This window comes from Streptomyces regalis, assembly GCF_001509475.1.
GTDB lineage: Bacteria > Actinomycetota > Actinomycetes > Streptomycetales > Streptomycetaceae > Streptomyces > Streptomyces regalis.
This window is the reverse complement of record NZ_LLZG01000368.1, coordinates 35709-53878: the sequence shown is the minus strand read 5'-3', so window position 1 is coordinate 53878 and position 18170 is coordinate 35709. Positions and strand designations below refer to the sequence as shown.

Below are 18170 nucleotides of genomic sequence, written 5' to 3'. Positions count from 1 at the left end.
GGATCCTGACACCCCCGAGCCCGGCACCGACAGCCGGCCCGCCATGGACGCCGCCGCCCACCCGCCGCCGACTTACTGGCGGCAACCGCACGAAATGGCCCACCACACCCGCAAGCCGGCCACCCAGGCCCACCTCACGAAAGGACCCGCACACCCCCGAGCCGCCCGCCCCCTCAAAGCAGCCCGATGAAGGACTCAGGCCTGTGTCAGCCCCGTCACCAGGTCGTCCGCTGCCCGGTAGGGATCCAGCTCGCCGGCGACGATCTTCTCCGCCAGTGCGCCGAGGCGGCGGTCGCCGTGGAGGTCGGCGATGCGTTCGCGCAGGGCCGTGACGGCGATGGTCTCCACCTCGCGGGCGGCTCGGGCGCGGCGGCGTTCAGTGAGGACTCCGCGCTCCTCCATCCAGGCGCGGTGCTTCTCCAGGGCTTCCAGCACCTCGTCGACGCCCTCGGCGCGTGCGGCGACCGTCTTGACGATGGGGGGGCGCCAGTCGCCGGGGCCGCGGGACTCGCCGAGGCCGAGCATGTGGTTGAGCTCGCGGGCGGTGGCGTCGGCGCCGTCACGGTCGGCCTTGTTGACGACGTACACGTCGCCGATCTCCAGGATGCCCGCCTTCGCCGCCTGGATGCCGTCGCCCATCCCCGGGGCCAGCAACACCACCGATGTGTCGGCCTGTGAGGCGATCTCCACCTCCGACTGGCCGACGCCGACCGTCTCGACGAGGATCACGTCGCAGCCCGCCGCGTCCAGGACGCGGATCGCCTGCGGGGCGGCCCACGCGAGGCCGCCCAGGTGGCCGCGCGTCGCCATCGAGCGGATGTAGACGCCGGGGTCGGAGGCGTGGTCGGACATCCTCACCCGGTCGCCGAGCAGGGCGCCGCCCGAGAAGGGCGAGGACGGGTCGACGGCCAGGACGCCGACCCGCTTGCCCTGCTTGCGGTACGCGGTCACCAGCGCCGAAGTCGAGGTGGACTTGCCGACTCCCGGTGAGCCCGTCAACCCCACCACGTAGGCGTTGCCCGTCAGCGGGGCCAGTGCCGCCATGACCTCCCGCAGCTGCGGGGACGCCCCCTCCACCAGGGAGATCAGCCGGGCCACGGCCCGCGGCCGACCTTCCCTGGCCTGGGCCACCAGGGTGGAGACGTCCTGCATCACAGCTCCGTTCACAGAGAGGTCCTACAGAGGTCCTACAAAAGGAGAACTCAGGCCTTGGGTACCCGCACGATCAGCGCGTCACCCTGCCCGCCGCCACCGCACAGCGCGGCCGCGCCCACGCCGCCGCCCCGCCGCTTCAGCTCCAGGGCCAGGTGCAGGACGAGCCGCGCACCCGACATACCGATCGGGTGACCCAGGGCGATGGCTCCGCCGTTGACGTTCACCTTTTCCGATGACACTCCGAGGTCCTTCATTGACTGCACCGCGACGGCGGCGAAGGCCTCGTTGATCTCGATCAGGTCGAGGTCGGAGACCTCCAGGCCCTCCTTCTTCAGGGCGTGGAGGATGGCGTTGGAGGGCTGGGACTGGAGGCTGTTGTCCGGGCCCGCCACGTTGCCGTGGGCGCCGATCTCGGCGATCCAGTCCAGGCCGAGCTCCTGCGCCTTGGCCTTGCTCATGACGACGACCGCGGCGGCGCCGTCCGAGATCTGCGACGCCGAACCCGCCGTGATCGTGCCGTCCCTGGAGAACGCCGGGCGCAGCTTGCCCAGCGACTCGGCCGTGGTCTCCGCGCGGATGCCCTCGTCCTTGCTGAAGACGACCGGCTCGCCCTTGCGCTGCGGGATCTCCACCGGGGTGATCTCGGCCTCGAAGATGCCGTTCTTCTGCGCGGCGGCGGCGCGCTGGTGGGACAGGGCGGCGATCTCGTCCTGTTCGGGGCGCCGGATGCCGAGGCGGGTGTTGTGCTTCTCCGTCGACTCGCCCATGGCGATGTTCTCGAAGGCGTCGGTCAGACCGTCGTACGCCATCGCGTCGATCATCTCGACCGCGCCGTACTTGAAGCCCTCGCGGGACTTCGGCAGCAGGTGCGGGGCGTTGGTCATGGACTCCTGGCCGCCCGCGACGATCACGTCGAACTCGCCGGCGCGGATCAGCTGGTCCGCGAGGGCGATCGCGTCGAGGCCGGACAGACACACCTTGTTGACGGTGAGCGCCGGGACGTTCATCGGGATACCGGCCTTCACGGCCGCCTGGCGCGCCGGGATCTGGCCCGCGCCGGCCTGCAGCACCTGGCCCATGATGACGTACTGCACCTGGTCGCCGCCGATTCCCGCACGGTCGAGGGCGGCCTTGATCGCGAAGCCGCCGAGGTCGGCTCCGGAGAAGGACTTCAGCGAGCCCAGCAACCGTCCCATGGGCGTACGGGCGCCTGCGACGATCACCGAGGTCGTGCTGTTCGATCCAGACATGAGCTGCGATCCCCTTACCGGCTGCACTGCCGAGGAGTGAACGAGGGTTTACTTCGAATGTACTGAGTGGCACTCCGTGCCGTCACCGGGCTGTCGGTGTGATCGCTCGCACGTTGCGTAACAACCTCCGGAGCGCTGCACTAACAGCATGCTGACGCGAATCGACCACATCGGGATCGCCTGCTTCGACCTCGACAAGACCGTCGAGTTCTATCGGGCCACGTACGGCTTCGAGGTGTTCCACTCCGAGGTCAACGAGGAGCAGGGCGTCCGCGAGGCCATGCTCAAGATCAACGAGACTGACGACGGCGGTGCCTCCTACCTGCAGCTTCTCGAGCCCACCCGCCCGGACTCCACCGTCGCGAAGTGGCTCGACAAGAACGGCGAGGGTGTCCACCACATCGCCTTCGGTACGGCGGATGTGGACGGCGACGCCGCCGACATCAAGGACAAGGGCGTACGCGTTCTGTACGAAGAGCCCCGGCGCGGCTCCATGGGGTCACGAATCACTTTCCTGCACCCGAAGGATTGCCACGGCGTACTGACAGAACTGGTCACTTCGGCGCCTGTTGAGTCACCTGAGCACTGACCCTCGTACATATGGGCCGGTAGGGTTGGGGGTGGTCGCCGCTCACTCCAGGGTGACCCGGCCCCTCCGTCCTGCGGGGGGACCGTCCGGGGTCCGGGTTTCGGGGGACGAGGGTGGGGCAGCAGCCCGTGCTTCGCCGTTGATCTGACACCATTCCCCGGGGGCCCCGTTCGGCGGAGGACGGTGCCCGTATGGAGAGACTTGCGACCAGGGGACGGATGGGACCGCGCAGTGCGGGGCTACGAACGCCAGGAGCGAGAGCCGGCGGCTGACGTCGACCACCTCTCTCGGTTCGAGGCCGAGATGGATCGGCTGAAGACCGAGCGGGAAAAGGCGATCCAGCACGCCGAGGACCTCGGCTACCAGGTCGAGGTGCTGCGCGCCAAGTTGCACGAGGCGCGGCGCACCATCATGTCCCGGCCGGCCTTCGACGGCGGTGACATCGGCTATCAGGCCGAACAGTTGCTGCGCAACGCCCAGGTGCAGGCCGACCAGCTGCGCCAGGAGGCCGAGCGGGAGCTGAGCCAGGCCCGCGCGCAGACCCAGCGGATCCTCCAGGAGCACGCCGAGCAGGCCGCCCGCCTCCAGGCCGAGCTGCACCAGGAGGCGGTGACCCGCCGCCAGCAGCTGGACCAGGAGCTGGCCGAGCGGCGCCAGACCGTCGAGTCGCACGTCAACGAGAACGTGGCGTGGGCGGAGCAGCTGCGCGCCCGCAGCGAGTCGCAGGCCCGCCGGCTCCTCGACGAGTCGCGTGCCGAGGCCGAGCAGGCCATGGCGACCGCGCGCGCCGAGGCCGAGCGGCTCACCGGCGAGGCCCGGCAGCGCCTCACCAGCGCGGCCGAGGAGGCCCGTGCGGAGGCCGAGCAGATCCTGCGCCGCGCCCGCACGGACGCCGAGCGGCTGCTGAACGCCGCCTCCACGCAGGCCCAGGAGGCCACCGACCACGCCGAGCAGCTGCGCAGCTCCACCGCGACCGAGTCGGACGCCGCCCGCCGGCAGGCCACCGAGCTCAGCCGGGCCGCCGAGCAGCGCATGACGGAGGCCGAGGAGGCGCTGCGCAAGGCGCAGTCCGAGGCCGAGAAGCTGGTCGCCGAGGCCAAGACGGCCGCCGAGAAGGCCCTGTCGAGCGCCGAATCAGCCAATGAACAGCGCATGCGTACGGCGAAGGAGCAGGTCGCCCGCCTGGTCAGCGAGGCCACCAAGGAGGCCGAGTCCACCAAGGCGGACGCCGAGCAGGTCGTCGCCGACGCGCGCGCCGAGGCCGAGAAGCTCCTCGCCGAGGCCGCCGAGAAGGCCCGGACGATCACCGCCGAGGAGAGCGCGACCCAGCTGTCCAAGGCGGCCAAGACCGCCGAGGACGTCCTCAACAAGGCGCAGGAGGACGCCCAGAACACCACCAAGGCCGCGGCCGAGGAGGCCGAGCGGATCCGCCGCGAGGCCGAGGCCGAGGCGGATCGGCTGCGCGCCGAGGCGCACGACATCGCCGAGCAGCTCAAGGGCGCGGCGAAGGACGACACCAAGGAGTACCGCGCCAAGACGGTCGAGCTGCAGGAGGAGGCCCGCCGGCTGCGCGGCGAGGCCGAGCAGCTGCGCTCCGAGGCGGTCGCCGAGGGCGAGAAGATCCGCGCGGAGGCCCGCAAGGAGGCCGTCCAGCAGATCGAGGAGGCGGCCAAGACCGCCGAGGAGCTGCTGGCGAAGACCCGGCAGGACGCGGACGAGCTGCGCCAGAAGGCCACGACGGACAGCGAGAAGGTCCGCACCGAGGCCATCGAGCGGGCGACGACGCTGCGCCGCCAGGCCGAGGAGACCCTCCAGCGCACCCGTCAGGAGGCCGAACGGCACCGCGAGGAGGTCGTCGAGCAGGCCGAGGGCATCAAGGCCGACGCCGAGCGCGCCGCGCGGGAGCTGCACGAGGAGACCGAGCGGGCCATAGAGGGCCGCCGCGCGGAAGCCGCCGAGGAGCTGACGCGGCTGCAGTCGGAGGCCGAGCAGCGCCTCGCCGCCGCCGAGCAGGCGCTCACCGACGCCCGCGAGGCGGCCGCGCGCATCCGGCGCGAGGCCGCCGAGGAGACCGACCGGCTGCGCGCGGAGTCCGCCGAGCGGATCCGCACGCTCCAGCAGCAGGCCGAGGAGGAGGCCGACCGGCTGCGCACCGAGGCCGCTTCGGACGCGTCCGCGTCCCGTGCCGAGGGCGAGGCCATCGCCGTGCGCCTGCGGTCGGAGGCCGCGGCCGAGGCCGAGCGGCTGAAGTCGGAGGCGCAGGACACCGCCGACCGGGTTCGCGCGGAGGCGCAGGCCGCCGCCGAGCGGCTCGCCACCGAGGCGTCCGAGACGCTGGCCGCCGCCCAGGAGGAGGCCACCCGGCGTCGCCGCGAGGCCGAGGAAACCCTCGGTTCCGCCCGCCAGGAGGCCGACCAGGAGCGCGAGCGGGCCCGCGAGCAGAGCGAGGAGCTGCTGGCCTCCGCCCGCAAGCGGGTGGAGGAGGCGCAGGCCGAGGCGGTGCGGCTGGTCGAGGAGGCCGACCGGCGCGCCACCGAGATGGTGTCGGCGGCCGAGCAGCACGCCCAGCAGGTCCGCGACTCCGTGTCCGGGCTGCACGAGCAGGCCCAGGAGGAGATCACCGGGCTGCGCAGCGCCGCCGAGCACGCGGCGGACCGTACCCGCCGGGAGGCGCAGGAGGAGGCGGACCGGGTCCGCTCCGACGCCTACGCCGAGCGGGAGCGGGCCAGCGAGGACGCGGGCCGCATCCGGCGCGAGGCCAACGAGGAGTCGGAGGCCGCCAAGTCCCTCGCCGAGCGGACGGTCGGGGAGGCCATCGCCGAGGCGGAGCGGCTGCGGTCGGACGCCGCCGAGCACGCCCAGCGGGTCCGTACGGAGGCGTCGGACGCGATCGCCGAGGCCGACCAGGCCGCGTCGCGCACCCGGGCGGACGCCCGCGAGGACGCCAACCGGATCCGGTCGGACGCGGCGACGCAGGCCGACACGCTCATCACCGAGGCGCGTTCCGAGGCGGAGCGGCTGCAGTCGGAGACGATCGCGGAGGCCGACCGGGTGCGCACCGACGCGCTCGCCAAGGCCGAGAAGCTGGTCGGGGACGCCACGTCGGACGCGGAGCGGCTGCGCGCCGAGGCCGCGCACACGGTGGGGTCGGCACAGCAGCACGCCGAGCGGATCCGCAGCGAGTCGGAGCGGGTCAAGGCCAAGGCAGCCGCGGAGGCCGAGCGGCTGGTGACGTCCGCGCGCGAGGAGGCCGAGCGCACCCTCGACGAGGCCCGCAAGGACGCGGGCAAGCGGCGCCAGGACGTGGCCGAGCAGGTCGACAAGCTCATCACCGAGACCACGGCCGAGGCGGACAAGCTGCTCACCGAGGCGCAGCAGCAGGCGCACAAGACGACCGCGGACGCCGAGGGACAGGCCGACACCATGGTCGGCGCCGCCCGCAAGGAGGCCGACCGGCTGGTCTCCGAGGCGACGGTCGAGGGCAACTCCCTGGTGGAGAAGGCCCGCACGGACGCGGACGAGCTGCTCGTCGGCGCCCGCCGGGACGCCACCTCGATCAGGGAGCGCGCGGAGGAGCTGCGCGACCGCATCACCAGCGAGATCGAGCAGCTGCACGAGCGGGCCCGCCGCGAGTCCGCCGAGACGATGAAGTCGACCGGCGACCGCTGCGACGCCCTCATCAAGGCAGCCGAGGAGCAGCTGGCCAAGGCCCAGGCGAAGGCCAAGGAGCTGGTCTCGGAGGCCAACTCCGAAGCCGGCAAGGTCCGCATCGCCGCCGTGAAGAAGGCCGAGGGCCTGCTGAAGGAGGCCGAGCAGAAGCGGTCCACGCTGATCAGGGAGGCCGAGGAACTCAAGGCCGAGGCGATCCGCGAGGCCAAGCGCACGGTCGAGGAGGGCAAGCGCGAGCTGGAGGTCCTGGTCCGGCGCCGCGAGGACATCAACGCCGAGATCTCGCGTGTCCAGGACGTCCTGGAGGCGTTGGAATCCTTCGAGGCACCGTCGGCCGGCAAGGACGGCGGGGTCAAGGCGGGTGCCGCAGTGGGTGCCCCCCGATCGGGTGGCAAGTCGTCAGAGAGCTAGCGCAACGAGCGGGTTCCGGTGTCTCCTGGGGCCTTTGACCCAGTTTTTGGCAAGCCGTCCTACGGTTAGCCACTCAAAAGGGGTCTCATTCTCCAGATCAAACACGTATCCGCTCGATGACACACCGCTTCGGCCCCTAGGATTCCACTTATCACCTCACCGGTCTCATTCGACAGGAACCCCATGAGCGACACTTCCCCCTACGGCTTCGAGCTTGTGCGGCGTGGGTACGACCGCGCTCAGGTGGACGAACGAATCTCCAAGCTCGTCTCCGACCGTGACAGCGCTCTCGCCCGCATCACCGCTCTGGAAAAGCGCATCGAGGAGCTCCACCTCGAAACGCAGAACGCCCAGGCCCAGGTAACCGACGCGGAGCCGTCGTACGCCGGTCTCGGCGCGCGTGTCGAGAAGATCCTCCGCCTCGCCGAGGAAGAGGCCAAGGATCTGCGCGAGGAGGCCCGCCGCGCCGCCGAGCAGCACCGCGAGCTCGCCGAATCGGCGGCCCAGCAGGTCCGCAACGACGCAGAATCGTTCGCTGCGGAGCGCAAGGCCAAGGCCGAGGACGAAGGCGTCCGGATCGTCGAGAAGGCCAAGAGTGACGCGTCCCAGCTGCGCTCCGAGGCGCAGAAGGACGCGCAGTCCAAGCGTGAGGAGGCCGACGCCCTCTTCGAGGAGACCCGCGCCAAGGCCGCGCAGGCCGCCGCCGACTTCGAGACGAACCTCGCCAAGCGCCGCGAGCAGTCCGAGCGCGACCTGGCGTCCCGTCAGGCCAAGGCCGAGAAGCGCCTCGCGGAGATCGAGCACCGCGCGGAGCAGCTCCGCCTGGAGGCCGAGAAGCTGCGCACCGACGCCGAGCGCCGCGCCCGCCAGACGGTGGAGACGGCTCAGCGCCAGGCCGAGGACATCGTGGCCGACGCCAACGCCAAGGCCGACCGGATCCGTTCGGAATCCGAGCGCGAGCTCGCGGCTCTCACCAACCGCCGCGACTCGATCAACGCTCAGCTGACGAACGTCCGCGAGATGCTGGCGACCCTCACGGGCGCCGCGGTGGCCGCCGCCGGCACCCCGGCCGAGGACGAGCCGATCTCCCGCGGTGTCCCGGCGCAGCAGACCCGGTAACCGTTCGGCGTACGTCGTCTGAACATCTGTGAAGCCCCCTGCCACTCCGGTGGCAGGGGGCTTTGTGGCGTTTTAGCGTGGGCGGCATGATCGAGCTCGAGGGGCTGACGAAGCGGTACGGCGAGAAGGTGGCGGTCAACAACCTCACCTTCGCCGTCAGACCCGGCATCGTCACCGGATTCCTCGGTCCCAACGGCGCCGGGAAGTCCACGACGATGCGGATGGTCCTCGGCCTCGACCACCCCACGGCCGGCGACGTCCGTATCGACGGCAAGCACTACGACCAGCTCAAGGACCCCCTGACGTACATCGGCGCCCTGCTGGAGGCGAAGGCCTGGCACGGCGGACGCAGCGCCTACAACCACCTGCTGTGCCTCGCGCAGAGCAACGGCATTCCGCGGCGGCGGGTGCGGGAGGTGCTGGAGACGGTGGGTCTCACGTCGGTCGCCCGCAAGAAGACCAAGGGCTTCTCGATGGGCATGGGGCAGCGGCTCGGCATCGCAGGCGCGCTGCTGGGCGATCCACGGATCCTGATGTTCGACGAGCCGGTCAACGGGCTCGACCCCGAGGGCATCCACTGGATCCGCAACCTGATGAAATCCCTTGCCGCGCAGGGCCGCACCGTCTTCGTCTCCTCGCACCTCATGAGCGAGATGGCGCTGACCGCCGACCACCTCGTCGTCATCGGACAGGGCCGGCTGCTCGCCGACACGTCCATGGCCGACTTCATCGCGCGGAACTCGAAGTCGTACGTCCGCATCCGCACCCCGCAGCGGGAGCTGCTGCTCGACGTGCTGCACACGGCCGGGATCACGGCCGTGGAGGCGGGCAACGGCACGCTCGAGGTCGACGGCGGCAAGGCGGAGCAGATCGGGGAGCTGGCGGCGCGGCACGGGGTCGTGCTGCATGAGCTGAGCCCGCAACAGGCCTCGCTGGAGGAAGCGTTCATGCAGCTGACCGCGGAGTCGGTGGAGTACCACGCACACTCCGCGGCGCCGCAGGCCCAGCCTGCCGAGCAGCAGCCGTGGGGCGAAGGCTGGAGGAGGAGCTGACCATGGCAGCCACCCAGGTGATCCGCTCCGAGTGGACCAAGATCCGGTCCGTGGCCTCCACCGTGTGGACGCTCTCCCTCGCCGTGGTGGTCACGATCGCCCTCGGCATGCTGATCTCGGCCCTGTCGAAGAACGAGTTCGACAACATGGACCGGCGGGACCAGCTGTCCTTCGACCCGACCTTCATCAGCTTCGCCGGGATGACCCTCGGCCAGCTCGCGATGATCGTGTTCGGGGTGCTCGTCGTCTCGAACGAGTACAGCACCGGCATGATCCGCACCTCGCTGGCCGCCGTACCGCGGCGGGGCACGTTCCTGTTCAGCAAGATCGCGGTGGCGACCGGCCTCGCGCTCGTCGTCGGCATGGCCACGAGCTTCGTCGCCTTCTTCCTCGGGCAGGCGATGCTCGGTGAGCACAAGGCGGCCATCGGCGATCCCGGCGTGCTGCGGGCGGTGATCGGCGGCGGGCTCTACATGACCCTCATCGCGATGTTCTCGATGGGCGTCGCCGCGATGCTGCGTTCACCGATGCTGTCGCTGGGCATCCTGATGCCGTTCTTCTTCCTGATCTCGAACATCCTGGGCAATGTGGGGGCCACCGAGAAGATCGGCCGCTATCTGCCCGACCAGGCCGGCAGCAAGATCATGCAGGTGGTCACCCCGGTCGACGACGACACCCCGTACGGCCCCTGGGGCGGGCTCGGCATCATGCTGCTCTGGGTGATCGCGGCGCTCGCCGGCGGTTACGTCCTGCTGAAGCGGCGGGACGCATAGCGACGGCCGCGCGGCGGAAAGCCCTTACTCGCTCGCCGAAAGCCTTTACTCACTCATGGGTGGAACCGTCAGCTCCCCGATAAGCTCCTAACCCTTACGGGGGCGTGTGCCCTGCTGTCCTGATCCTTTCGATGGGTGCGGAGCATGATCGAAGCAGTCGGCCTGACCAAGCGCTACGGCGACAAGACCGCTGTGTACAACCTGTCCTTCCAGGTGCGGCCCGGTGCCGTCACCGGCTTCCTGGGCCCCAACGGCTCGGGCAAGTCGACGACGATGCGGATGATCCTCGGCCTGGACAACCCGACCGCGGGCAACGTCACCATTGGCGGCTACCCGTACCGCAAGCTGCCCAACGCCCCCCGCCAGGTCGGCGCGCTGCTGGACGCCAAGGCCGTGCACGGCGGCCGGGCCGCCCGCAGCCACCTGCTGTCCCTGGCCCAGCTGTCCGGCATCCCGGCCCGGCGGGTCGACGAGGTGCTCGGCGTGGTCGGCCTCCAGGACGTGGCCAGGAAGCGCTCCAAGGGCTTCTCGCTCGGCATGGGCCAGCGGCTCGGCATCGCCGCCGCACTGCTGGGCGATCCGCAGGTGCTGCTGTTCGACGAGCCGGTCAACGGCCTCGACCCCGAGGGCATCCTCTGGGTGCGCAACCTGATGAAGTCGCTCGCGGCCGAGGGGCGGACGGTCTTCGTCTCCTCCCACCTCATGAGCGAGATGGCGCTGACCGCCGACCATCTGATCGTCATCGGCCGCGGCCAGCTGCTCGCCGACATGAGCGTCAAGGACTTCATCGCGGCGAACTCCGCCGGCTTCGCCCGGGTCCGTACGCCCGACACCGAGCCGCAGCTGCGCGAGAAGCTGGCCGGCGCGCTCACCGAGGCGGGCGGGCACGTGCTGCCCGAGCAGGACGGCGCACTGCGGGTGACCGGGCTGCCGCTCCCCCGCATCAGCGACATCGCGCACGACTCCGACGTACGCCTGTGGGAGCTGTCGCCGCACCAGGCCTCGCTGGAGGAGGCGTACATGCGGATGACGCAGGGAGCGGTCGACTACCGCTCGACGACCGACCAGAAGGCAGGGCTGATGCAGCAGCTGCCGCCGGGCGCGCAGCCGCCGATGCCGGTCCCGGGTCAGGGCCAGCCCGGCTGGTACGCCCCGCCGCCGCCCGAGCAGGGCGGGCAGGGGCCGTACGGCGCCCCTGGCGCGCCCGCAGCCACGCCCGGAGCCGGTGTGCCCAACCCGTACGCCGCGCAGGCCCCGCAGGCGCCCCAGCCCCCGGCTCAGCCCCCTGCCGCACCCCCGCAGGCCCCGGCTCAGCCGCCCGCCGCACCCGCCACTGCCTCCGCCCCTGCCGCCCCGACCAAGCCCGAGGACGCCCGATGAGCACGCCCCAGCCCCCGATGCCGCAGACCGCCGCACCGAACTGGCAGGCGGCGCCCGGCTCGTCGTACCCCACCTACACCTCGCCGATCCCCGTCGTGCGCACGCACCTCGGGCACGCGCTCGCCTCGGAGTGGACGAAGATCCGCTCGGTGCGCTCCACGATGTGGACGCTCGGCGTGTTCGTGCTGCTCGTCGTCGGCATCGGCCTGGCGGCCGCCGCACTGGTCGCCGCCAACTCCTCGGGCGCCGGCCTGAGCGAGGAGAACCCGCTGTCGTTCGGCTTCTTCGGGCTGCTGCTCGGCAGCATGTGCATCATCACGCTCGGCGTGCTGACCACCGCCTCCGAGTACGGCACCGGCATGATCCGGACCACGATGACCGCGTGCCCGACCCGCGGCCGGGTACTGGCGGCGAAGGCGATCGTGTTCTTCGCGGTCGCGTTCGTGGTGACGCTGGCGTCGGTCCTCCTCGTCGCCCTCGCGGACGTGGCCATGCTGGACGCGCGGGAGCCCAGCGGCGAGGAGTGGCTGAAGGGCACGGTCGGCATCTCGCTCTACATCGCGCTGCTCGGCCTGCTCTCGCTCGTCGTCGGCTCGATCATCCGGCACTCGGCGGGCGCGATCACGATCATGATCGGCGTGCTGCTGGCGCCGCTGGTCATCGCGCTGTTCATGTTCTCGCAGTCGCTGGAGGACCTGCAGCGGGCCCTGTTCGAGTACTCGATCCCGAACCAGCTCAGCGTCTTCTACGAGCAGTCCCTGAGCGAAACCGGCCCGTCCGGCTGGGACCCGCTGTGGATCATGCTCGTCGTGACGGCCGCCGCGTTCGCCGGCGCCTATGCCCTGCTGGAGCAGCGGGACGTGTGAGCCGACCCGGCCGGAACCGCTAGAACTTCGGCGCGTTACGGGACCGCTGCACCCGCGTGGTGCGGCGGTCCCTCGCGTTCCAGCACGCCCTGTGCCAGTGGCGGCGGTCGTCGACGCCCGCGTGGTCCGGCCAGGCGACCACGTGCGGGACGCCGTCCGGGATCAACTGGTCGCAGCCCGGGCAGCGGTACGCCTTGCCCTGCGCGCTCGCGCCCGCCACATGCCGTACGTTCCAGTCCTCGCCCTGCCAGCTCTCGGCCGACTGCCAGCCGCCGTAGCGGACCGGGCTGTCGTCCTCGGCGCTTCTTCCGGACGAGGCGGCTCCTTTAGGGCCGTTGGGTCGGTTGCGACGCGGGGACACGGAACACCTCTCGGGGCTATACAGGATGCACGGGTCATGTCCAGCCTACGCGGCACGGACAGGGGTAGTCGTACGGCACCAACCCCCACAAGTCCCTCACCCCGGCGCTTCATTCTGCAGACAATCCGCAAATCCCTTCGCCAAGCCGTGTCCTCGGCACGTGTCAGACGGTTATGCCGGGCGGGGGAGCTCCGCGTCGGAGCCAAGGAAGCAGGAAAAGGCAATGCACGTAGGAAGTTTCGTACTGGCGGCCCGGTTCCCGGGGCAGGGCGACGGGGAGGCGCTGCACCGCGCGGTCCGCACCGCCGAGGTCGCCGAGGAAGCGGGGCTCGACTCGGTCTGGCTGGCCGAGCACCACTTCGTGCCGTACGGCACCTGTCCGTCCGCGATCACCCTGGCCGCGTTACTGCTCGGCCGCACCGAGCGACTGCGGGTCGGCACGGCGGTCAGCGTGCTGCCCACCGTGCACCCGGTGGCCCTCGGCGAACAGGCCGCGCTGCTGCACATCACCTCCGGCGGGCGGTTCTCGCTGGGTGTGGGGCGGGGCGGGCCGTGGGTCGACCTGGAGGTGTTCGGCTCGGGTCTTCGGGCGTACGAGGAGGGGTTCCCGGAATCACTCGATCTGCTCGTGCGCTGGCTGCGCGAGCCCTCGGTCGCGGCCGCCGGGGACCGTTTCGGTTTCCGTGAAGTCCCTGTCGTACCAAGACCGTCGGAGTGCCTGACGGACGCCGAGGGGCCCGAGGTCGTCGTCGCGTGCACATCGCCGGCGAGCGTGCGCCTGGCGGCCGAGCGCGGGCTGCCGATGCTGCTGGGGATGCACGTGGGCGACGAGGAGAAGGCCGAGATGGTCGCCCTGTGGCGGGAGCACGCCCGCGCGGCCGGGCGTCCGGCGGAGGAGATTCTCGGCGCGGCCCATGTCTCGGCCGGCGTCTGCCAGATCGCGGACCGGCGCACGGACGCGGTCGAGACCCTGACGAAGGCGATGCCGGGCTGGCTCCGGCAGGGCCTGGAGGCCCATGTGACGGTGGACGGCCGCCCTCGCGCGATGCGCGACCCGCTGGCGTACACCGAACTGCTCTGCGGGCTGCACCCGGTGGGCACCCCGCGCCTGTGCGCCGACCGCCTGGCGGCGACCAGCGAACGGACCGGCATCTCCCGCTTCGCCCTGCTCGTCGAGGGCTCGGGCGACCTGGCGGCGACCGAGGAGAACGTACGGCGGCTGGGCGCCGAAGTGCTGCCGCACCTCGGCTGAATCGCCCTGCCGCAGGACGGCTCCGTCATGACTGAACGCCCGATCCAGGGGGCTTGCCGCCCCAGTACTGATTGCACCTCCCGCGTACGGAGCGGCAAGCAAGCGGTTCAGTGCGTCAGCAGTCCCTGAATTCCGGGGACTGGTTCAGCAGCTGACTGCGGACCGAGGTGAAGCGGGCAAGCGTCTCGTCGACCGAGGCGTCAAGCGGGAACACCGCCACCCGGTGGCAGTTCTGGAAGGCCAGTCGCACCCCGAAGTGCCGCTGCAGCGCGCCGCGTATCGCGTCACTCGCAAGCGCACGCAGCAGCTGGCCACGTGCCTGCTCGTCCGGCGGGGGCGTCTGGTTGTCGGCGAACTGACCGCCGTCGACCTTCAGCTGAGCCACCAGGGAGCTGATCATCTCCCATGCATAGGGCAGGGAGGTCCGGACGCAGTCGACGAATTCGGCTTCGTCGACCTCGCCTCGCTCGGCCTGTTCGAGTAGGGCCGGTGAGACGTCGAGCGACATGGGTTCTCCTCTCGCACCCCCAGAACACCAGGGGTTGCCGGACAGATAGGGGAGTTCGCGATATCGGACACTCTGCGTACACGCCTCGCGACCTCCCGTTTAATACGGTAGGCAACAGACGGTGACGGCACCAGCAGAATGCGTACATGGGCGGTCCCCGTTAGGCACACAATCGGCCAGAAATGAACAGGGGCAGTCCGGGGTCATACGGACTCCCCCAGGGCGAATCGCGTCGACCGGGACCCGTCGAGTAGCGTTGCCGACCATGCGTCTCGTCATTGCCCGATGCTCCGTCGACTACGCGGGCCGGCTCACCGCCCACCTGCCCTCGGCGCCCCGTCTGATCCTGGTCAAGGCGGACGGCAGCGTCTCTATCCACGCGGACGACCGGGCCTACAAGCCCCTGAACTGGATGTCGCCGCCCTGCACTTTGAAGGAGGGGGACGGCGAGCAGAAGGATGTCTGGACGGTCACCAACAAAGCGGGCGAGAAGCTGATCATCACGATGGAGGAGATCCTCCACGACTCCTCGCACGAACTCGGCGTGGACCCCGGCCTGATCAAGGACGGCGTGGAAGCGCACCTCCAGGAGTTGCTCGCCGACCGCATCGAAACCCTCGGCGAGGGCTACACGCTCATCCGCCGCGAGTACATGACGGCCATCGGGCCGGTCGACATCCTGTGCCGGGACGCCGAGGGCCAGACGGTCGCCGTCGAGATCAAGCGGCGCGGCGAGATCGACGGCGTGGAGCAGCTCACGCGCTATCTGGAGCTGCTGAACCGGGACCCCCATCTCGCGCCGGTCCGGGGCGTCTTCGCGGCACAGGAGATCAAGCCGCAGGCCCGGGTCCTCGCCACGGACCGTGGGATCGGCTGCCAGGTCCTGGACTACGACGCGATGCGCGGGATCGAGGACGACAAGTTGCGGTTGTTCTGACGCGCGGTTGTCGGCAATCCCTGGCAGTTTTTGACAGTTCTACGACGGTGAGGGCCGCGTCCGAGGAACGGACCCGGCCCTCTTGTCTTGATCAGTGCGTCAGATCACAGAGTCCGAGCTGCTGCTCGGCGACCCCGCGTCGGTGGACGTCGGCGCACTGGCGGAGGTGGAGGTCTCCGCCGGACTGGTCGGGGCCGGACCGCTCGCCGAGGTGGTCGTGGACGGGGAGTCCGTCGGCGGATCACTGGTCGGCGGCTCGGACGTCGGGGGCTCACTGGTCGGCGGTTCCGACGTCGGGGGCTCGGACGTCGGCGGTTCGGAGGTCGGGGGCCTCGAAGTCGGCGGCTTCGTCGTCGAGGACGGCGGCTTCGTCGGCGAGTTCGTGGATCCGCCGCCGGAGCCCTGCGTCCCGGTCGGGTCGTCCGACGGCCCCGCAGTGTCCGTGGGGGTAGGGTCGTCCGACGTCCCGAGGGTGCCGTCGGGGCCCGGATCCGTAGGCCGGCTCGTCGCCGTGCCCGTGTCGCCGGAGCCCTTGCTGTCGTCGCCCTCCGCCTTGTCGGCGCCGAGGCTGTCGTCGCCGACCCCCTGGCTGGCGGACGGGTTGACGCCGACCTGGGTGGACGGGGTGTTGGGGTCGTTGTCGGAGGTCGCGCCGAGCGTCACCACCGTGCCGAGCACGGCCACGAGCAGCGCGCCGGAGCCGGCCGCGACGAGGTTGCGCCGGGCGAAGCCCCGGACGCCGCCGCGGGCCTTGTGCGAGGACGACGGCGACGGAGGCGAGGACGCTCGGTGGGTGACCAGCGTCGTGGCGTCCCCGCCGGGCGGGAAGGCGGCGGCCGGCACTCCGCCCGGCGGCGACTGCGACTCCTCGTACCGCGCGTCCGGCACCTCCTCCCCCGCCGTGGCACCGAACGCGGCCACCCCCGGGGTCGTACCGGAGCGGTCCGAGACCAGCGCCAGGGCCCGGCGGCCCGCGACCGTGCCCCGCTTGTCGGCGAGGGCGCCCCGCAGGCCGACGGAGGTCTCCAGCTCGGCGCGGGCCCGGTCCAGCTGGCCGCCGCAGAGCGCGAGGATGCCCAACTCGTGGTGGAAGTAGGCCTGTTCGGAGACGTCACCGGCGAGGCGAGCGGCCTCGGCGCCCGCCCGCAGCGCCCGCTCCCAGGCGCTCCAGTGCAGCCCCGCCGCGAACGCGGGCGCGGCCGTACGGGCCAGCTGCACGGTCGGGTTCTCCTCGCCCTCGGCGGGCGGCGTGGTTCCCGGCACGAGCACGCCGAGCGCGGCAAGCACGGCGTCCGCCTCGGCGCACACGCGCTCCGGCGTGACCGAGGGGTGCCCGGCCCACCAGGCGTAGTGCTGCGCGGCAGTGAGGGCGCCGCCCCGGACATCCTCGGCGTATCCGACGGCCTCCAGCTGGGCCTGCACGCCTGCGGCGAGCCGGTAGCGGGAGCCGACCGGTGTGACCAGCCCGCAGTCGGCCAGCTCGCCCAGCGCGGCGTCGGCATGGGTGTCACCGACCAGCGCCGGCAGATGCGCCTGGTGCGGCACCTCGCCGCCGAGCGCGACGGCGAACTTCAGGGTGGCGCGCGCCGAGGCGCTGAGCCGCGAGGCGAGCAGCGGGGCAGGCCCGGCCGCCTCGCCGAGCGACGGCAGAGGCACCTCCTCGCGGCCGGTCTCGCCGCCGAACGGCGCGTCGAAGGGAGCGTCGATAGGGGCGTCGATGGGGGCCGCGTCCTCGAAGACCCCGAACTCGTCGACGGCGTCCGCCCCGGCCCGCAGCCGGTCCCGCTGCCGCAGCAGCGACCCGGCCTGGACGAACCGCAGCGGCAGGCCCTCGGACTCGAACCACAGGTCGCCCGCCCAGTTCAACTCGTCCTCGGTGAGGACCCGGCCGACCCCGCGCTCCAGGAGCTCCACGCTCGCGGCACGGTCGAGACCGCCGAGGGCGACGTCCTCGATGCCGGACTCGGCGGACGGCGCGGGCACGTCGGGCGTGACGCCGATCACGAAGGCGCACTCGGGGGTCGCGTCCAGCAGCTCGTCGAGCGCGGCGCCGCCGAACTCGAGGTCGTCCAGGACGACGACTGCGCCGATCTCGCGAACAAAGGTGAGCAGTTCGTCCGGTTCCGGGCGGTGCAGGGGTGCGCTGTAGACGGCGTAGAAGAGGTCGTACAGCAGGTCGGCGGGCGTGCGGTGGAAGCCGGTGAGGCGGACCACGCCGTCGGGGGCGAGGTCCGAGCAGTCCTCGGCGACGAGGTCGAGGAGGCTGGTGCGGCCGGCGCCCGGGGAGCCGACGAGGCGTACGGAGCGGCCGCGGGCGAGCAGGCGTACCAGCTGTTCGCGCTCGTCCTGGCGGGCCAGCAGCGGCTGGGCGGGACGGGTCGGGCCGGGCGGGACGGGCGGCTTGGCGGCGCGGTCGGCCTCGGCGCGGTCGGCCGGGGTCAGCTTCTCGGGCCGTGCGGGACGCTCCGCCGGCGGGCAGACCTCGATCTCGCTGCCGTCGACGGGGTTGACGGTGAGCAGGAAGTCGCCCGAGACCAGTTGCACCGTGCGGGCGAGTACGGGCGTGTGCTGTCCGAAGTCAGATGTGAGGGGATCCCTGGGCGGGCGCTGGCGCGACGCCTGGGCGTCGCCGTCATGTCCGTACTCCTCGGGTCCCCGGTTGTTCGGGTCCATAGCTTCATGCCCCCCAAAAGCGTCGTGTGCTGCGGGTCCTGGCCCCTCCCGGCCTTTGCACACCGCGCTGTCGCTTCTGGTCCGGGCCCGCTCGAAGGGGTTTGTCTAGTCGGCGGGCAGCCGAACCCTAAACCTTCGCACAGTATCTACGACAGGTCGGGGTACCGCGCCGTCC

15 protein-coding genes are annotated in these 18170 nt (G+C 71.4%); 10 read left to right on the top strand and 5 right to left on the bottom strand.

What is annotated here, in order from left to right:
- On the top strand, positions 1-190 hold a 190-nt coding region (locus tag ADL12_RS55735; RefSeq protein WP_208614678.1), incomplete at its 5' end, for a hypothetical protein.
- Between the two features lie 5 nt (positions 191-195).
- On the opposite strand, the gene meaB is transcribed toward ADL12_RS55735, so the two are convergent.
- Together meaB and ADL12_RS34825 are read right to left on the bottom strand one after the other, a co-directional pair.
- Complete coding sequence (meaB, locus tag ADL12_RS34830; protein ID WP_062709815.1) at positions 196-1152, bottom strand: methylmalonyl Co-A mutase-associated GTPase MeaB; 957 nt, start codon at positions 1150-1152, stop codon at positions 196-198.
- 50 nt (positions 1153-1202) lie between these two features.
- Positions 1203-2405, bottom strand: a complete 1203-nt coding sequence (locus tag ADL12_RS34825) for an acetyl-CoA C-acetyltransferase (protein ID WP_062709812.1) — start codon at positions 2403-2405, stop codon at positions 1203-1205.
- Between the two features lie 148 nt (positions 2406-2553).
- On the opposite strand from ADL12_RS34825, the gene mce reads away from it, so the two are divergent.
- The 7 genes from mce to ADL12_RS34790 all read left to right on the top strand — a co-directional run bounded on the left by mce (position 2554) and on the right by ADL12_RS34790 (position 12264).
- The gene (mce, locus tag ADL12_RS34820; protein ID WP_062709809.1) at positions 2554-2994 is read left to right on the top strand and encodes a methylmalonyl-CoA epimerase; all 441 of its coding nucleotides are present in this window, start codon (positions 2554-2556) and stop codon (positions 2992-2994) included.
- Between the two features lie 231 nt (positions 2995-3225).
- A complete protein-coding gene (gene scy, locus ADL12_RS34815; RefSeq protein WP_062709806.1) occupies positions 3226-7074 on the top strand; it encodes a polarized growth protein Scy in 3849 nt (1282 codons plus the stop codon).
- Between the two features lie 183 nt (positions 7075-7257).
- Entirely contained in the window at positions 7258-8193 is a 936-nt protein-coding gene (locus tag ADL12_RS34810; protein ID WP_062709803.1) for a coiled-coil domain-containing protein, read from the top strand.
- Between the two features lie 86 nt (positions 8194-8279).
- Positions 8280-9245 (top strand): ATP-binding cassette domain-containing protein, encoded by a 966-nt coding sequence (locus tag ADL12_RS34805; protein WP_062709827.1) that lies wholly within the window; start codon positions 8280-8282, stop codon positions 9243-9245.
- Positions 9246-9247: 2 nt separating this feature from the next.
- Complete coding sequence (locus ADL12_RS34800; RefSeq protein WP_062709791.1) at positions 9248-10018, top strand: ABC transporter permease; 771 nt, start codon at positions 9248-9250, stop codon at positions 10016-10018.
- A gap of 144 nt (positions 10019-10162) precedes the next feature.
- Positions 10163-11398 carry an ABC transporter ATP-binding protein gene (locus tag ADL12_RS34795; RefSeq protein ID WP_062709790.1) on the top strand — a complete coding sequence of 412 codons (1236 nt, stop codon included), beginning with the start codon at positions 10163-10165 and terminating at the stop codon, positions 11396-11398.
- The gene (locus ADL12_RS34790; protein ID WP_062709789.1) at positions 11395-12264 is read left to right on the top strand and encodes an ABC transporter permease subunit; all 870 of its coding nucleotides are present in this window, start codon (positions 11395-11397) and stop codon (positions 12262-12264) included. The genes ADL12_RS34795 and ADL12_RS34790 overlap by 4 nt, the downstream gene beginning before the upstream one ends.
- 19 nt (positions 12265-12283) lie before the next feature.
- Here ADL12_RS34790 and ADL12_RS34785 read toward each other — a convergent pair whose 3' ends face one another.
- Positions 12284-12625 (bottom strand): hypothetical protein, encoded by a 342-nt coding sequence (locus tag ADL12_RS34785; RefSeq protein WP_062709788.1) that lies wholly within the window; start codon positions 12623-12625, stop codon positions 12284-12286.
- A 223-nt stretch (positions 12626-12848) separates the two neighbouring features.
- On the opposite strand from ADL12_RS34785, the gene ADL12_RS34780 reads away from it, so the two are divergent.
- The gene (locus tag ADL12_RS34780; RefSeq protein ID WP_062709787.1) at positions 12849-13877 is read left to right on the top strand and encodes an LLM class flavin-dependent oxidoreductase; all 1029 of its coding nucleotides are present in this window, start codon (positions 12849-12851) and stop codon (positions 13875-13877) included.
- Positions 13878-13992: 115 nt separating this feature from the next.
- On the opposite strand, the gene ADL12_RS34775 is transcribed toward ADL12_RS34780, so the two are convergent.
- A complete protein-coding gene (locus tag ADL12_RS34775) occupies positions 13993-14385 on the bottom strand; it encodes an SCO5389 family protein (RefSeq protein ID WP_062709786.1) in 393 nt (130 codons plus the stop codon).
- A gap of 265 nt (positions 14386-14650) precedes the next feature.
- Here ADL12_RS34775 and nucS point away from each other — a divergent pair, with 265 nt between their 5' ends.
- Entirely contained in the window at positions 14651-15322 is a 672-nt protein-coding gene (gene nucS / locus ADL12_RS34770; RefSeq protein ID WP_062709784.1) for an endonuclease NucS, read from the top strand.
- A 99-nt stretch (positions 15323-15421) separates the two neighbouring features.
- Here nucS and ADL12_RS34765 read toward each other — a convergent pair whose 3' ends face one another.
- Positions 15422-17995, bottom strand: a complete 2574-nt coding sequence (locus ADL12_RS34765) for a hypothetical protein (RefSeq protein ID WP_062709782.1) — start codon at positions 17993-17995, stop codon at positions 15422-15424.
- Between the last annotated feature and the right edge of the window lie 175 nt (positions 17996-18170).

Excerpts from the sequence above, each read along its gene's own strand:
- mce (WP_062709809.1), top strand. The coding sequence starts at position 2,554 with ATGCTGACGCGAATCGACCACATCGGGATCGCCTGCTTCGACCTCGAC.
- ADL12_RS34800 (WP_062709791.1), top strand. The coding sequence starts at position 9,248 with ATGGCAGCCACCCAGGTGATCCGCTCCGAGTGGACCAAGATCCGGTCC.
- ADL12_RS34790 (WP_062709789.1), top strand. The coding sequence starts at position 11,395 with ATGAGCACGCCCCAGCCCCCGATGCCGCAGACCGCCGCACCGAACTGG.
- ADL12_RS34765 (WP_062709782.1), bottom strand. The coding sequence starts at position 17,995 with ATGGACCCGAACAACCGGGGACCCGAGGAGTACGGACATGACGGCGAC.
- ADL12_RS34810 (WP_062709803.1), top strand. The coding sequence starts at position 7,258 with ATGAGCGACACTTCCCCCTACGGCTTCGAGCTTGTGCGGCGTGGGTAC.
- nucS (WP_062709784.1), top strand. The coding sequence starts at position 14,651 with ATGCGTCTCGTCATTGCCCGATGCTCCGTCGACTACGCGGGCCGGCTC.
- ADL12_RS34825 (WP_062709812.1), bottom strand. The coding sequence starts at position 2,405 with ATGTCTGGATCGAACAGCACGACCTCGGTGATCGTCGCAGGCGCCCGT.
- ADL12_RS34780 (WP_062709787.1), top strand. The coding sequence starts at position 12,849 with ATGCACGTAGGAAGTTTCGTACTGGCGGCCCGGTTCCCGGGGCAGGGC.
- ADL12_RS34775 (WP_062709786.1), bottom strand. The coding sequence starts at position 14,385 with ATGTCGCTCGACGTCTCACCGGCCCTACTCGAACAGGCCGAGCGAGGC.
- ADL12_RS34795 (WP_062709790.1), top strand. The coding sequence starts at position 10,163 with ATGATCGAAGCAGTCGGCCTGACCAAGCGCTACGGCGACAAGACCGCT.
- ADL12_RS34805 (WP_062709827.1), top strand. The coding sequence starts at position 8,280 with ATGATCGAGCTCGAGGGGCTGACGAAGCGGTACGGCGAGAAGGTGGCG.
- meaB (WP_062709815.1), bottom strand. The coding sequence starts at position 1,152 with ATGCAGGACGTCTCCACCCTGGTGGCCCAGGCCAGGGAAGGTCGGCCG.